General features: G+C 63.5%; 12 protein-coding genes. 4 read left to right on the top strand and 8 right to left on the bottom strand.

Annotation, left to right across the window (positions count from 1 at the left end):
* Window positions 1–45: 45 nt before the first annotated feature.
* Together CRO06_RS08555 and tkt are read right to left on the bottom strand one after the other, a co-directional pair.
* On the bottom strand, window positions 46–1,062 hold the full coding sequence (locus CRO06_RS08555; protein ID WP_022997054.1) for a type I glyceraldehyde-3-phosphate dehydrogenase: 1,017 nt from the start codon (window positions 1,060–1,062) through the stop codon (window positions 46–48).
* Window positions 1,063–1,099: 37 nt separating this feature from the next.
* Window positions 1,100–3,106: a transketolase gene (gene tkt / locus CRO06_RS08550; RefSeq protein WP_055100120.1), complete on the bottom strand. Its 2,007-nt coding sequence runs from the start codon at window positions 3,104–3,106 to the stop codon at window positions 1,100–1,102.
* A 239-nt stretch (window positions 3,107–3,345) separates the two neighbouring features.
* Between tkt and CRO06_RS08540 the strand changes: the two genes are divergently transcribed.
* Together CRO06_RS08540 and CRO06_RS08535 are read left to right on the top strand one after the other, a co-directional pair.
* Window positions 3,346–4,611, top strand: a complete 1,266-nt coding sequence (locus CRO06_RS08540; protein WP_097058227.1) for an NHL repeat-containing protein — start codon at window positions 3,346–3,348, stop codon at window positions 4,609–4,611.
* A gap of 25 nt (window positions 4,612–4,636) precedes the next feature.
* Window positions 4,637–5,380 (top strand): ZIP family metal transporter, encoded by a 744-nt coding sequence (locus CRO06_RS08535; protein ID WP_097058226.1) that lies wholly within the window; start codon window positions 4,637–4,639, stop codon window positions 5,378–5,380.
* Between the two features lie 22 nt (window positions 5,381–5,402).
* Here CRO06_RS08535 and CRO06_RS08530 read toward each other — a convergent pair whose 3' ends face one another.
* From CRO06_RS08530 to CRO06_RS08505, 6 genes are read right to left on the bottom strand one after another with little or no spacing between them, the layout of a single operon-like run.
* Window positions 5,403–6,116: a response regulator gene (locus tag CRO06_RS08530; RefSeq protein WP_097058225.1), complete on the bottom strand. Its 714-nt coding sequence runs from the start codon at window positions 6,114–6,116 to the stop codon at window positions 5,403–5,405.
* Window positions 6,113–7,735: an ATP-binding protein gene (locus CRO06_RS08525; protein WP_022997062.1), complete on the bottom strand. Its 1,623-nt coding sequence runs from the start codon at window positions 7,733–7,735 to the stop codon at window positions 6,113–6,115. The genes CRO06_RS08530 and CRO06_RS08525 overlap by 4 nt, the downstream gene beginning before the upstream one ends.
* A gap of 23 nt (window positions 7,736–7,758) precedes the next feature.
* Window positions 7,759–9,360 carry a tripartite tricarboxylate transporter permease gene (locus tag CRO06_RS08520; RefSeq protein ID WP_063140189.1) on the bottom strand — a complete coding sequence of 534 codons (1,602 nt, stop codon included), beginning with the start codon at window positions 9,358–9,360 and terminating at the stop codon, window positions 7,759–7,761.
* 4 nt (window positions 9,361–9,364) lie between these two features.
* Entirely contained in the window at window positions 9,365–9,829 is a 465-nt protein-coding gene (locus CRO06_RS08515) for a tripartite tricarboxylate transporter TctB family protein (protein ID WP_097058224.1), read from the bottom strand.
* Window positions 9,830–9,839: 10 nt separating this feature from the next.
* The gene (locus CRO06_RS08510; RefSeq protein WP_097058223.1) at window positions 9,840–10,817 is read right to left on the bottom strand and encodes a Bug family tripartite tricarboxylate transporter substrate binding protein; all 978 of its coding nucleotides are present in this window, start codon (window positions 10,815–10,817) and stop codon (window positions 9,840–9,842) included.
* A 9-nt stretch (window positions 10,818–10,826) separates the two neighbouring features.
* The gene (locus CRO06_RS08505; RefSeq protein ID WP_097058222.1) at window positions 10,827–12,086 is read right to left on the bottom strand and encodes an OprO/OprP family phosphate-selective porin; all 1,260 of its coding nucleotides are present in this window, start codon (window positions 12,084–12,086) and stop codon (window positions 10,827–10,829) included.
* A 272-nt stretch (window positions 12,087–12,358) separates the two neighbouring features.
* On the opposite strand from CRO06_RS08505, the gene CRO06_RS08500 reads away from it, so the two are divergent.
* Together CRO06_RS08500 and metK are read left to right on the top strand one after the other, a co-directional pair.
* Window positions 12,359–13,372 carry a metalloregulator ArsR/SmtB family transcription factor gene (locus tag CRO06_RS08500; protein WP_022997067.1) on the top strand — a complete coding sequence of 338 codons (1,014 nt, stop codon included), beginning with the start codon at window positions 12,359–12,361 and terminating at the stop codon, window positions 13,370–13,372.
* Between the two features lie 45 nt (window positions 13,373–13,417).
* Window positions 13,418–14,566: a methionine adenosyltransferase gene (gene metK / locus CRO06_RS08495; protein ID WP_026948383.1), complete on the top strand. Its 1,149-nt coding sequence runs from the start codon at window positions 13,418–13,420 to the stop codon at window positions 14,564–14,566.
* The last annotated feature ends 4 nt before the right edge of the window (window positions 14,567–14,570 follow it).

Below are 14,570 nucleotides of genomic sequence, written 5' to 3'. Positions count from 1 at the left end.
ATCCGGGATGATGAAAACTTGTCGGTTCGAAGATTCCGCCGGGCGTCAGACGTTCGACGCCCTGGACAACTCACTTACCCAGTCGAGCAGCCGGTTGGCATAACCCCACTCGTTGTCGTACCAGGCCACCAATTGCACCAGTTCGCCCTGCACCCGGCTCAAGGAGCCGTCGATGATGGCGGACTCCGGCCGGTGGTTGAAATCGGCGCTGACCAGCGGCTGGTCGTTGTAGCCCAGCAGGCCATTGCTGTCCGCCGCCAGCCGGCGCAGCCAGGGATCCAGATCGTTGCCGCCCGGGGGGCGTTCCAGGGACAGAGTCAGTTCCACCATGGCCACGTTGAGCGTCGGCACACGAATACTGTGACCGCTGATACGCCCGGCTAATTCCGGCAATACCTGCTGCACCGCGCCGATGGCGCTGCTGGTGGTGGGCACGATGTTTTGCGCGCCGGCCCGGCCACGGCGGGGATCCCGGTGCACGTGATCCAGCAGGGTCTGATCGGAGGTGTAGGCGTGGGTTTCCTGCATCAGCGCCTGACGCACCCCGAAATCCGCGTGCAGCGCCCGCAGCAGCGGGGCGATGCAGTGAGTGGTGCAGGAGGCCGCGGAAAGGATGCGGTCACCGCTGCCCACCTGCTCCTGATTGACACCGTACACCACCACCTGATCAGCGTGGTCGAACGGCACCGCGCCGAGAATCACCCGCCCGGCACCGGCCTCCAGATGCACCGCGGCGTCCCGGTAAGCGCGGAAATGCCCGGAGCATTCCAACACCAGATCCACGCCCAGTTCCCGCCAGGGCAGACGCGCCGGTTGCGGCTCGTTAAGCAGCAAGGGCGTCTGCTCCGCCAGAGACAAACGGCCGTCCCGCAGGCTGGCTTCCTGCGGCAAACGGCCGTGGGTGGTGTCGTAGCGGGTCAGGTACAGCAGATCCTCCGCCTCACCGAGGTCGTTGATCGCCGTCAGGGCAAACGGCGCCTGCCAACCCCGCTCCCAGCGCTCCGCCAGGGCCCTGACGAAAGAGCGCCCGATACGACCGTATCCGTTGATGGCGACTTTCATGACAATGGTCGGACGCCGAGCGTCGGACTCTCTCTTCTCAAAGCAGGCTCTCCACGGCCTCTGTCACCGCCTCGGCGGTGATGCCGAAATGCTTGTACAGGTCTCCGGCGGGGGCGGAAGCCCCGAACCCGGTCATGCCCACCACCTTGCCGTCCAGACCGACAAAGCGATACCAGTAATCGGTGATGGCGGCTTCCACCGCCACCCGCGCCCTGACCGCCGCCGGCAGCACGCTTTCCTGATAATCCGCGCTTTGCGACAGGAAAGCATCGACGCTGGGCATGGACACCACGCGTACATTGCGGCCAGCGGCGCCCAGCGTTTCCGCGGCTTTCACCGCCAGTTCCACTTCCGAGCCGGTGGCGATGATCAGCGCGTCCGGGGTGCCTTCCCCGGTTTGCAGCAGGGTATAGCCCCCCTTTTCCACCTGGGCCAGAACGCTCTCGTCCCGGGGCATGCAGGCCAGCCCCTGGCGGGAACAGATCAGCGCGGTAGGGCCGTCCTGGCGCTGCAGAGCGTGTTTCCAGGCCACCGCCGTTTCCACCGTGTCACAGGGGCGCCAGGTACTCATGTTCGGCGTCATGCGCAGGTTGGCCAGCTGTTCGATGGGCTGGTGGGTCGGGCCGTCCTCGCCCAGACCGATGGAGTCATGGGTGTAGACCAGGATATTGGGCTGGTGCATCAGCGCCGCCATGCGCACGGCGTTGCGGGCGTATTCCATGAACACCAGGAAGGTGCCGCCGTAAGGGCGCAGGCCACCGTGCAGGCAAACGCCATTCATGATCGCGGTCATGCCGAACTCGCGCACCCCGTAATGCACATAGTTACCGCTGGCGTCGGCGGCGTTCACTGCCTTGCAGCCTTTCCACAAAGTGTTGTTGGAACCGGCCAGATCAGCGGAGCCACCGAGCAGTTCCGGCAGCAGCGGACCGTAGGCGTCCAGGGCATTCTGGCTGGCCTTGCGGCTGGCCACTTTCTCGCCCTTTTCCTGACACGCCTTGATGAAGGCCTGGGCGGCCTGATCGAATCCGGTGGGCAGCTTGCCGTCCATACGGCGCTGGAACTCGACCGCCAGTTCCGGGAATTCCGCCCGGTAGGCGTCGAACCGGGCCTGCCATTCGGCCTCTTGCCCGGCACCGGTGTCGCGGGCGTCCCAGGCCTGGCGAATATCCTCGGGAATCTCGAACGGACCATGCCGCCACCCCAGGGCTTCACGGGTCAGGGCGATTTCGTCCTCGCCCAGCGCGGCGCCGTGGGATTCTTCCTTGCCCTGCTTGTTGGGGCTGCCGAAGCCGATGATGGTCTTGCAGCAGATCAGGGTGGGCTGTTCGCTGTTCTTGCGCGCGGTTTCCACCGCCATGCGGATCTCTTCCGGATCGTGGCCGTCCACATTGGGGATCACCTGCCAGCCGTAGGCGCGGAAGCGTTCCACTGTGTCGTCGGTGAACCAGCCTTCCACCTCGCCATCGATGGAAATGCCGTTGTCGTCATAGAAAGCGATCAGTTTGCCCAGCCCCAGAGTGCCGGCCAGGGACGCCACTTCGTGGGAAATCCCCTCCATCATGCAGCCATCACCCAGGAAACAGTAGGTATGGTGATCGACGATCCGGTGGCCTTCGCGATTGAACTGCGCCGCCAGCACCTTCTCCGCCAGCGCCATGCCCACGGCGTTGGCGATGCCCTGCCCCAGCGGGCCGGTGGTGGTCTCGATGCCCGGCGCGTCACCATATTCCGGATGACCCGCGGTGGGACTGCCGAGCTGCCGGAAGTTCTTGATGTCTTCCAGGCTGACGCCGTAGCCGGTCAGGTGCAGCAGGCTGTACAGCAGCATGGAACCGTGGCCGTTGGACAGCACGAAGCGGTCCCGATCCGGCCATTGCGGATTGCCGGGATTGTGCTTGAGGAAACCGCGCCAGAGCACTTCGGCGATGTCCGCCATGCCCATGGGCGCGCCGGGGTGGCCGGAATTGGCTTGCTGGACCGCATCCATGCTGAGCGCACGGATGGCATTGGCGAGATCACGGCTGGCGGGGGCACTGGACATGCAGGGCTCCAAACTGACTGGTGGCTGAAAAAGGGGCGCTATTGTCGCCCATGGGCGAGTCGCGGGCAAATAAAGCGGTGACCGGCCCCGAACGCCGGAACATCGCCCTGTCCGCCCCTTCCGGGACGGCGACCACTTTGTAAAACCCATCCTCGAAGCGAGCTGCAACCTCGTGAGCCCGACTCATTTGTGGTAACCCTAAAAAAGACTGTATCCGCCAAAACGCACAAGGAAGATCGATGAGCGACAAGGACTTCATCAACATGGCACCGCGCGGCCTGACGGTATTGGGCCTGGCCGCCGCCCTCACTCTCCCGGCTTGCGGGGGAGGCGGAGGGGGCGGCGGTTCCGGCGGGGGTGGCGAAAACCTCCCGCCGCTGTTGAACCTCAGCAATTTCCAGCCGGCCGACATCGTTATCGGCCAGGCCGACTTCACCGGCACCGGCCCCAACAAGGGGACGGACTATTACACACCGGCCGCCGACTCTCTGGCCTCCCCGTACGGCAATCCGGCGGTAAGCGCTTCCGGCGCGCTGTTCATCAGTGACACCGACAACTACCGGGTGCTGGGCTACCACGCCCTCCCCACCGTCAACACCGCCGCCGCCGATTTCGTGCTGGGCCAGCCGGATTTCACCAGCAGCGAACCGGGTGAGCTGTCCCGCCCGGAAGAGGTCTCGATAACGGGCGGCAAAATGGTGGTGGCGGACGGCGACGGCAACAGCGTCTTGATTTACAACACGGTCCCCACCAGCGGCGGAGCCGAACCCGATGTCGTGGTCGGGCAGGCGGACTTCGATTCTCAGGACGACACCTGCGATGCCACCCACCTGAACGGCCCCGAAGCCGCCACCTTCACAGTGGACGGCAAGCTGGTGGTGGCCGACTCCGGCCACAATCGAGTGCTGATCTGGAACGCTCTGCCCACCACCCACGGCCAGCCCGCGGATCTGGTGCTGGGCCAGCCCGACTTTACCCGCTGCGCCCCAGATGAGGACAATCCCGGTGGCGGCAGCGTCCTCCATTCCGCCCGTGCGTTCGATTACCCCACAGGCCTGTGGACGGACGGTCAACGACTCGCGATGGTTGACAATGACAACAATCGGGTGCTGATCTGGAACACCTTCCCCACCAGCCACTTCCAACCCGCTGATATCGTGCTGGGCCAGGAGGATTTCACCTCGGCCACCGACTCCGTGGACACTCTGGACACCCCCTACGGCATTGATTCCAATGGCGAGCAACTGGCGGTCGCCGACAGCCGCAATCATCGTGTTCTGATCTGGAACAGCTTCCCCAGCAGCCACTTCCAACAGGCCGATATCGTGTTGGGGCAGAGCGATTTCGCCCACAATCAAGCAAACGACGACGACCAGGACGGCGAGGATGACGGCGCCGCCTCGGCCCGCGTGTTGAACTTCCCCGCGGGCGTCTACTTTCACCAGGACAAGCTGCTGGTTTCCGAGATTGGAAACAATCGCGTGCTGGTATTCCAGTCGCAATAACCTTGATGTTGACGAGGCATCCACCATGCATCTGATGACCGCCTTGCTCTGGGGACTGGCGGGAGGCAGTGCCCTGCTGGTTGGCACACTGCTGGGCTGGTTCACCAGGCCGCCGGCTCGGGTGACCGCGGCGGTGATGGCGTTTGGCTCCGGTGTTCTGGTTTCCGCCATCGCCTTCGATCTTATGGATGAGGCGTTGCACAAAGGCGGCTTGCTGGCTTCGGCGGCGGGCTTTCTGGCCGGCGCCGCCGCCTTCACCGGCGGTGCCGTCATCCTCGCCAACAACGGCGCCCGCCACCGTAAGCGATCGAATAAATCCAATGCCGCCACGGCCAGTGCCGCCCTGGTCATCGCTCTGGGCTCCGTGTTCGACGGCATACCGGAGTCCATGGTGATCGGCCTGAGCCTGCTCGAGGGTAATGGCGTATCGATCCCGATCGTCGCCGCCATCTTCCTCTCCAACGTGCCCGAGGGCATGTCCAGTACCGTCGGCATGAAACGGGCCGGCATGTCGTTCGGCTATGTGTTCGGACTGTGGACGGCCATCGCTTTGTTATGCGGCCTCGGCGCCGTGGGCGGCTACCTTCTCTTCGATAACGCGCCGACGCAGTACATTGCCGTGGCCCAGGGGGTCGCCGCCGGCGCCATGCTGGCCATGATCGCCGACACCATGATTCCCGAGGCCTTCGATGAAACCCATAACGCGGCCGGACTGATCACCGCCGCCGGTTTCACCACCGCGTTTATCCTTTCACATGCTTTTTCCTGAATCAGAAGGACCCGGCGCCGGCCTAACCGTCCTGACGGGACAGAGGCCGGTAACGGCGCTCCGGGCGACCAATGCTGCCGTAGGTCTGATCGGCTTCCAGTTCGTGGCGCTGGAGCAGGTATTCCAGATAGCGGCGGGCGGTGGAGCGACTGACGCCGGCACGCTTGCCCACCTCCTGGGCATTGAGAAAGTCCCGGGGAACCTTGGCCAGCACCGCCCGAACCCGGGACAGAGTAAGCGCATCGATCCCCTTGGGCAGGCGTGCCTGCCCGCCCTTCGTCGGGGCCGCCGGTTCGCCCTCCGCGTCCCGGGAAAACAGTGCATCGGCCATGGACTGGGTGATCGCCGGTGACTGGCGCAAGCGCCGCTGGCGTTGCATGAAAGTGTTCAATGCCCGGTCCAGCCGCTGCAACAGCACCGGTTTCACCAGGAAGTCAAAGGCTCCCAACTGCAAGGCCCTTTCCAAAGCGGCCACTTCGGAAGCGGCGGTCACCATCATCACTTCACAACCGTGGCCTGCGGCGCGCAACTCCGCCAGCAGGTCCAGGCCGCTGCCATCGGGCAGGTAGACGTCGAGCAGCAGCAGATCGGGCTGGTAACGCTCCAGCAAGGCCCGTCCGCCAGCCAGATCGCCAACCACCGCGGTGACCCGGAACTGATCGTCCCGCTGCAGGTATTCCGCCAGCAGCCGGGCCACCTCGCTTTCATCCTCCACGATCACTACTGAATAGGTCATGACCGGTTGTCCTCGTCCGTTGGCCGGCGGGGCAGGTACACCGTGAACCGGGCGCCGCCCAGATCGGCCTGACCCACTTCCAGAGTGCCCTTCAGGGCACTCACGTAGGTCTTCACCAGATACAAGCCGACACCGTGTTGACGCCCGCTCTTGGAAGAATAGTCCGGCCGGAACAGCGCCTCCAGCCGTTCTCGGTGCAACCCTTCTCCACTGTCTTCCACATCGAAGATCAGATGGTCACCAAGATCGTCGAACGTCACCCGAACTCGCGCCGGCTGGCGCGGCCCGACGCGCGCCGCTTCGATGGCGTTGTCGATCAGGTTGCCGAGAATCGACACCAGCCGCTCCAGCAGGGCTTTGGGCGCCGCCGCGTCGAGCACGCTCTCTTCCGCCACCTCGAACGAGACACCCTGCTCCTTGGCCTTGTGATATTTGCCCAACAACAATCCCGCCAGCAGCGGCTCCCCGGTACTGTCCAGCAGCCGGTTGACCATGGCCTGATGGCCCTGGCTTTCCAGGCCGATCAGCTCCACCGCCTTGCCGTAGGCGCCCATCTGGATCAACGCGCCCAGGGTATTGAGTTTGTTGGAATAGTCATGGGTCTGCACCCGCAGCAGCTCCGCGAACGCTTCCACCTGGGCCAGTTGTTGACTCACATGGGCAACTTCGTCCTGAGGACGGAAACTCAGAAACACGCCGCGCACCGTGCCGCCCACCCGCAACGGCCGCCGGAACAGCACCAGTTCCTGGCCGGCGGCGTACAACTCCACGCCATCCAGCACCTGCTCCACATCCCGCAACAGAAAACCGGCCTGGTCGGGGAACAGATCCCGCAAGTGCAGCGCGCTTTCCTGTGATGTGTCCACCCCCAACAATTGCCGGGCCCGGCGATTGCTGCGCTGCACCCAGCCGTCCAGATCCAGAGCGACAATGCCCGAGCGCACCGTATCCAGCATGGCGCTCTGCTCGGCGAATACCCGGGCGATTTCATGGGGCTGCCAACCGAACAAAGCGGCGCGCACACGGCGGGCGATCCAGAGCGAGGACAGAATGCCCACCAGGAACACCGCCAGCACCACCGGCAGCCATTGCAGATAGCGCCCGGCGACGATGGATTCCACCGAACGGTTGAGAAACCCCACCGATACCAGACCGATGACATTGCCGCCAGCATCCAGCACCGGCGCCTTACCACGCACGGAAAAGCCCAGGGAACCCCGAGCTTCGGAAATAATGGTGTTACCGGCCAGCACCTCCTGACTGTCACCGCCCTGCATGGTCTTACCCAGACGGTCGGGCTGCGGATGCGCCAGCCGCCGCAGCCGGGTGTCGCCAACCACGATGAAGTCCGCGCCGGTTCGCCGCCAGAGGTGATCGATGAACGGCGCCAGTGCGTCACCGGCCGGGGAGCCGATGCCGGCCACCAGCGCCTGGCGCACCTGCGGCAACTCCGCCACCAGTTGCGCCAGGTCCAGCGCCTTGCGGCCGGCCTCCTCCCGCACACCCCGCTCCAGCAGGTACTGCCCCAGAGCAGCGAACAGCACCACCTGCAGCAGACTGAATGCCAGCACCCAGAGAATCAGCCGGGTTTCCAACCGTTGAATACGCCTGCGACGCATGGTTCCTCCCGGCCAGCAAGGGTTTACAGGTTATCGGACAGCTCCGCCTCCGGCGCCGGCCGTTTCAGTCCGCGCAGGAAATCCATCAGCGGCACCAGCAGCAGCGCCAGGGACACCAGCGTGATGCACAGGGTCAGCGGCCGCTCCCACAGGAACGCGATGGAACCGTCGGCGATCATCATCGCCCGGCGGAAATTACTCTCCAGCATGCCGCCGAGAATAAAGCCCAGAATCAACGGTGCCATGGGGAAATTCAACTGCCTCAATATCAGCGACAACACCGCGAAGCCCACCATCAGATACAGATCGAAGGTATTGAACGACACCAGATACACACCGATCAGGCTGAAGAACAGGATCAGCACGGTCAGTAGCGGTTTCGGCAGCGCCAGCGTCTTGGCGATGTACGGGATCATTGGCAGGTTGAGGAACAGCAGCACCACGTTGCCCACATACATGGACATGATCACCGCCCAGAACACATCCGGGTTATCGTGCATCAACAACGGACCGGGTTGCAGTCCGTAGGCAATCAAAGCGCCAAGCATTACCGCCGTGGTGCCGGAACCGGGAATACCCAAGGTCAGCAGCGGCACGAAGGAGCCGGTGCACGCGGCGTTGTTGGCGGTTTCCGGCGCCGCCAGACCACGCAGGGAACCCTGCCCAAACTGTTTCTTCTTCTCGCCCCGGGCCAGATTGCGCTCGGTGGCGTAGGCCAGGAAGCTGGCAATGGTGGCACCGGCACCGGGCAGAATGCCTATCAGAAAACCAAGAATGGAGGAACGGCCGATCACCGGCACCACGTCCTTGACCTCTTCCCTGCTCAAGCGCAGATCGCCCATCTTCGAGGACGGCGCCGGCGCTTTTTTATGGCCACCGTCCCTGGCGGCCACCCTGCGGGCCGTTGCTGAAGCAACGTTTAAAATTGCTCCCGGCAATTTTTTATGATCCGGGCGCAGTACGCCGGAGAGTGCCTCGGACAAGGCAAAGATCGACATCGCCACCAGCAGGAAGCTGATGCCGTCGAGCAGATCGCTGGAGCCGAAGGTGAACCGTTCGGCGCCGGAGGACGGGTCGATACCAACGGTGGCGAGCATGATGCCAAGCAGGGTCATCATCACCGCCTTGAGAAACTGCCCCCGATTGGAGAACGCGGCGATGGCGGTGAGCCCCATGACCATCAGCGCGAAATAATCCGCCGACCAGAAGCTCAGCGACACCTTGGCCAGCAGCGGCGCCGCCACCATCAGGAATACCGCCGCCAGGGTACCGCCGGAAAACGAGGCATAAGCGGCCAGCGCCAGCGCCTTGCCAGCCTGCCCTTTGCGCGCCAGGGGATAGCCATCGAAAGAGGTCGCCACGGTACCGGCCACCCCCGGCGCATTGATCAGAATCGACGAGGTGGAGCCGCCAAAAATCGCACCGTAGTACACTCCGGCCATGAGGATCATGCCGTAGGAAGGGTCGATACTGTAGGTCACCGGAATCATCAGGGCGATGGCGGTGATCGGCCCCAGCCCTGGCAACATGCCAATAAAGGTGCCCACCAGGCACCCCATCATTACGTAGAGGATGCCCTGCCAGCTCAACGCCGCGGACAAACCGGTCAACATGCCTTCTATCATGGTCTCAGCTCCACAGCGTGCCCGGCGCCAGGTAAATCCCCAGCACACGGGTCATGATCAACCAGAACACCACCACCACCGGCACCGAGGCCCAGAACAGCACCTTCGGGCGGTATTCACCCATCAACAGGTAGCCGGCCAGCAGGAACACTTCGGTGGCCAGCAGGAAGCCGAGCGGATCCAGCATCAGGGCGTAGAGCACCATCAGTACCAACAGCAGCACCGTGCGCCCCAGTGCCAGCGCACCGGAGCCACCTTGCGGCCGCGCCGCCTGTTGCAGAAAGGACCCGGCCAGCGCCAGCAGGCTTACCACTACCCCGACCACGGCATAGATTTTCGGCAAGGTCGACGCACTGACCGCGATGCCCTGCTCGGTGGGCAACAACGGGATTTGCCAGGCGTAAACGCCATAGGCACAGGAGAACACCAGAAACAGAAAAGCACCGATGCGATCTTTGGTGATGAACATGTCCTCTCCTTCAGCGGATGAAGCCCAGATCACGCATCACTCGCGCCATCTGTTCTTCCTGCTGTTTCAGGGATTCGAGGAATCGCTCCGGCGTCTCGTAGTTGTTGAGCCAGCCGTTGCGCTTGCGTACCGCTTCCCACTCAGGGGTCTCGAGCAGTTTGCGGAATACCGCGGAGTACGCCGCCACTTTTGCGTCCGGGGTATCCGGAGCGGCGAACAGCCCCCGCCAGTTGACGAAACTCATCGGGTAACCCAGCGATTTCAGGGTCGGAATCTCCGGGTAGTCGGCGATGGTCTCCGGCGCGGTGATGGCGAGAATACGGGCATCACTGGAGCGCATCAGCTCCAGCGCTTCACTGAAACCGGTGGACAGCAGTTGCACTTCCCCGGACAACAACCCGGCTTTGGCCTGGCCGCCCGCGTCATAGGGAATGTACGCCAGCTTGCGGCCGTCGCCCCCGGAGGCCTGGAACGCCTGCGCCGCCACCAGGTGATCCATGCTGCCGCGGGCGGAACCGCCGGCCACTTTGACCAGGCGGGGATCGCGGCGGTAAGCGTCCATCACTTCCTCCCAACTCTGATAAGGCGAGTTGGCGGTCACCACGAAGGCGCCGTAGTCGGCGATCAGATTGGCCACCGGCTTGAGATCACGAAAGCTGTTGGGGATTTGCCCGGACAGGGCCCGCAGCACGATGGGGGTGGAATTGATCATCACCATGTCGCCCTGCTTGGTGCCCATTTTGATCATGTAGGCAATAGCGCGGCCGCCCCCGCCACCGGACATATTCTGGAACGAGGCATTGCTCTCCAGGCCGGACTTGATCAGTGCCTCGCCGGCGGCCCGGGCAGTAGTATCCCAGCCGCCGCCGGGGCCGCCAGGCACCAGAAAATGGAGATCCGCCCGGGCCGCCACGGCCCCGAGCATCATCGACAGCACCAGCAGACCGCGACACAGACGCCGGCAACCGGCGTGAGCAGGCAACGTCATGGCAACCTCCTAGAATTGGTATTGCGTCCGCAACACCACGGCATTGGCATCACGCTCACTGCCCACCAGCGCGGGCGCGCCGGGACCACTGACCCGGGAACGGATCAGATTGAGCATGAATTTCAGATTGGCGTCGTAGTAGTAGGACAGGCCCAGGGTGTGGCTGGTGACATCGGTGCCCTGGTTGGCGCTGCTGGCGTCCACCCGCGAGGTGCGCGCCGCCACTTCCCAGGCATTGCGCACGCCGTCCGGCTGCCGGAATACGCCCTGGCTGGCCTTATAGGCGCGGGATTCCCCCGTGAGAAAGTAACTAAGTGAGGCGGAATAGCCGTCGAAATCCCGTCCGTCCAGGTCGGAAGCGCTATCCTCGGTGCTCAGTTCACGGCGGGCGTATTCCGCCTGGAACAGCAGACTGTGCCATTGAGCCGCCAGCTCCAGCCCCTGCTGGGTCAGGTGGTCCACCGCCACTGGCGCGCCACCGGCGGCGTAATCCACCAGTCTGACGGGCGTTTCGCGAACCTCGCCACGGGCCCAGGACGCACTCAGCTCATCGCCGGACATGTCCCGGTAGGAAGCCCAGAACCCCAGATGCAGCACCTGCCCCTGATCACGTTTGGGAGCCCAGGTGAGCCGGCCACTGGTAGCGTAGTTGAGACGCTCGCTGTCGTCCTTGCCGCTGTCACCGAAGGCGTCATTCTTATACACGCCGAAGGCATAGCGCAGGCCACTGGAAGGGAAAAACTGATAAGCCGACGCGCCCCAGCGAAAATAGGGTGAGACGGTATTGGCCAGACTGGACCGCTCGATCATTACCAGATGGGCACTGCTGGACAACGCTTCCAGCGAAATGTCCTCACGCAGTTTCCCCAGTTGGACCACCGGGCCACGCTCGAAACCACTGTAGCGCAGGCGCGCCATGACGATCTCGGCATCCTCGGAGAAGTCCATCAGCAGCTTGTAGTCCCAGTCACCGTGCTCGGAGCCGATATAGGCGCGCACCCGACGAGGGAACAGATCAGAGCCGGTACGGCCCTCATGGGTTGCGTTGTAGGCGCCATCGAAATGGTTGTAGTCGAGTTGCAGAGCACCACCGATCTCAAGGCCGTCCCAAGGCGAGGCGGCGGTTTCGCGCTGACTGAGCGCATCGACCTTTTGATTCAGTTCCTCGATCTGCTGCTTGAGGCGGGACAGGTCATCGTCGGCACGGACTCCGGCGCTCAACCAGAGGCCAACAAACACCAGCACCAAAGTCATGGAGCTTCGCATCATCGGGCGTTCCTTTTCTTTTGTTTATGCGCGCCGCGGCGCACCGGCCACCGGGGAGACGGAGGCGCCACCCGGCCTTGAACGGAGAAACAAGTGTTTCTCTACAGCCGGCACGCTACCCCCCACTGAAAAAGTGTGAAATGTAATGGCGATAATGGGCGTTCTTTGTGTTTTGGGCGTTTTGTTCATATTGATCACGGAGTACGCCGGACGCCCCATCCAACCTATATCAATTTATTTTGATGCACTCACGGCAATAGGCTACACTCGCCGCCATGACGGCACCCGCTGAAGCCACACAATCCGGACTCGACGGTCTGACGGTCTTTCTCAAGGCCGCCGGCGACGGTTTGCGTCTGGAGGTTTTGCAGGTGCTCGGCCAGAACAGCTTCGGCGTGCTGGAGCTGTGCGAGATCATGGCCATGAAGCAGTCGGGCATGAGTCATCACCTCAAGGTGCTGGCCCAGGCCGGTCTGGTGGAGAAGCGCCGGGAGGGGAATTCCATCTTCTATCGGCGCCGTCTGCCGCCGGCGGATACCCGGACCGGCGCTCTGCACGGGGCTTTGTTCGAGCAACTGGATCAGACCCCGCTGGATACGGTGACGGCGCAGCGCCTGAAAGGCGTGCAGGCGCAGCGGGCGGCCCAGAGCCGGGCGTTTTTCGTGCGTCACGCGGATGATTTGGCACGCCATCAGGACCTGATCGCCGAACACGAACAGTACGCCGAGCAGGCCTGCGAGTTATTGGATCGGGCCGCGGGCAGTCCGGCCGCCGGCGGCACCGGCACGGTGCTGGAGATCGGGCCCGGCGACGGCCGTTTCCTGGTGCCGCTGGCACAGCGTTTCGAGCAGGTGCTGGCCCTGGATCACGCCGAGGCCATGCTGGAGCGGGCCCGCCGGGAAGTGGCGGAACAGGGCCTGGACAATGTGCGTCTGATACTGGGCGAATGGCCGGAGGCGGGAGCGGCCCTACCGCCGGTGGACGCCGTGGTGATGAACATGGTGCTGCACCATCTGGCCTCCCCCGCCGCCGCTTTGCAGGCCGCCGCCCAGCAATTAACTCCGGGCGGGGTGGTGGTGGTCACCGATTTGTGTCGTCATAACCAAAAGTGGGCCGTGGAGGCCTGCGGTGATTTCTGGCTCGGCTTCGACGAAGCCGATCTGGTGAGTTGGGCTGGTCGTGCCGGCCTGGTTTTGCGCGATAGTTTGTTCCTGGCCCTGCGCAACGGGTTCCAGGTGCAAGTGCGCAGTTTTCAACGCGGTGGCGCAGAGATCGACAACAGACTCTGAGGTCCGTGTGGAACGTCAACCCCCAATCGAGGGAGTAAACCGGTAATGAGTGAATACAGCATCTTTACCTCCGAGTCGGTCTCCGAAGGCCACCCGGACAAAATGGCCGACCAGATTTCCGATGCGATTCTGGACGCCATCATCGCCGACGATCCCCACGCCCGCGTGGCCGTGGAAACACTGGTGAAAACCGGTATGGCGATTGTCGCCGGGGAAGTGCGCACCAATACCTACGTTGAATTGGAAGACATCGTCCGCCAGGTGATCCTGGACATCGGTTACGACAGCTCCGATGTGGGCTTCGACGGCGCCAGCTGCGCCGTGCTCAACGGTATCGGCAAACAGTCCGCGGACATCGCCATGGGCGTGGATGAGGCGGACAACAAAGACCTCGGCGCCGGCGACCAGGGTCTGATGTTCGGCTACGCCACCAATGAAACCGACACGCTGATGCCGGCACCGATCTATTTCTCTCACCGTCTGGTGGAGCGCCAGGCGCAACTGCGCAAGAACGGCACCCTGCCGTGGCTGCGTCCGGACGCCAAGAGCCAGATCACGCTGCGCTACGAAAACGGCCAGCCGGTAGCGGTGGAAGCGGTGGTACTGTCCACCCAACACGCTCCGGAGATCAAGCTGAGCGATCTGCGCGAAGCGGTGCTGGAAGAGATCATCAAACCGGTGCTGCCGGCGGACTGGCTGCACAAGGATACGCTCTACCACATCAACCCCACCGGCAACTTCGTCATCGGCGGCCCGATGGGGGATTGCGGCCTGACCGGACGCAAAATCATCGTCGACACCTACGGCGGCATGGCGCGCCACGGCGGCGGTGCTTTCTCCGGCAAGGATCCGTCCAAAGTGGACCGTTCCGCCGCCTACGCCGGCCGCTACGTGGCCAAGAATATCGTCGCCGCCGGCCTCGCCGACAAGTGCGAGATTCAGGTGAGCTACGCCATCGGCGTGGCCGAGCCCACCTCCATCTCCATCAACACTTTCGGCACCGGCAAGATCAGCGACGACAAGATCGCGCAACTGGTACGCGAGCACTTTGATCTGCGTCCGCGCGGCATCATCGAAATGCTCGACCTGCGCCGTCCGATCTACCGCCCCACCGCCAGCTACGGCCATTTCGGCCGGGAAGGCTTCAGCTGGGAAAGCACCGACAAGGCGGACGCGCTGAAGAACGCGCTCTGACGAC

The sequence above is a fragment of the Alloalcanivorax xenomutans genome, from assembly GCF_900217905.1.
Taxonomy (GTDB): domain Bacteria; phylum Pseudomonadota; class Gammaproteobacteria; order Pseudomonadales; family Alcanivoracaceae; genus Alloalcanivorax; species Alloalcanivorax xenomutans.
This window is presented reverse-complemented; position numbering and strand designations above follow the sequence as displayed.

Excerpts from the sequence above, each read along its gene's own strand:
- CRO06_RS08555 (WP_022997054.1), bottom strand. The coding sequence starts at position 1,062 with ATGAAAGTCGCCATCAACGGATACGGTCGTATCGGGCGCTCTTTCGTC.
- tkt (WP_055100120.1), bottom strand. The coding sequence starts at position 3,106 with ATGTCCAGTGCCCCCGCCAGCCGTGATCTCGCCAATGCCATCCGTGCG.
- CRO06_RS08540 (WP_097058227.1), top strand. The coding sequence starts at position 3,346 with ATGAGCGACAAGGACTTCATCAACATGGCACCGCGCGGCCTGACGGTA.
- CRO06_RS08535 (WP_097058226.1), top strand. The coding sequence starts at position 4,637 with ATGCATCTGATGACCGCCTTGCTCTGGGGACTGGCGGGAGGCAGTGCC.
- CRO06_RS08530 (WP_097058225.1), bottom strand. The coding sequence starts at position 6,116 with ATGACCTATTCAGTAGTGATCGTGGAGGATGAAAGCGAGGTGGCCCGG.
- CRO06_RS08525 (WP_022997062.1), bottom strand. The coding sequence starts at position 7,735 with ATGCGTCGCAGGCGTATTCAACGGTTGGAAACCCGGCTGATTCTCTGG.
- CRO06_RS08520 (WP_063140189.1), bottom strand. The coding sequence starts at position 9,360 with ATGATAGAAGGCATGTTGACCGGTTTGTCCGCGGCGTTGAGCTGGCAG.
- CRO06_RS08515 (WP_097058224.1), bottom strand. The coding sequence starts at position 9,829 with ATGTTCATCACCAAAGATCGCATCGGTGCTTTTCTGTTTCTGGTGTTC.
- CRO06_RS08510 (WP_097058223.1), bottom strand. The coding sequence starts at position 10,817 with ATGACGTTGCCTGCTCACGCCGGTTGCCGGCGTCTGTGTCGCGGTCTG.
- CRO06_RS08505 (WP_097058222.1), bottom strand. The coding sequence starts at position 12,086 with ATGATGCGAAGCTCCATGACTTTGGTGCTGGTGTTTGTTGGCCTCTGG.
- CRO06_RS08500 (WP_022997067.1), top strand. The coding sequence starts at position 12,359 with ATGACGGCACCCGCTGAAGCCACACAATCCGGACTCGACGGTCTGACG.
- metK (WP_026948383.1), top strand. The coding sequence starts at position 13,418 with ATGAGTGAATACAGCATCTTTACCTCCGAGTCGGTCTCCGAAGGCCAC.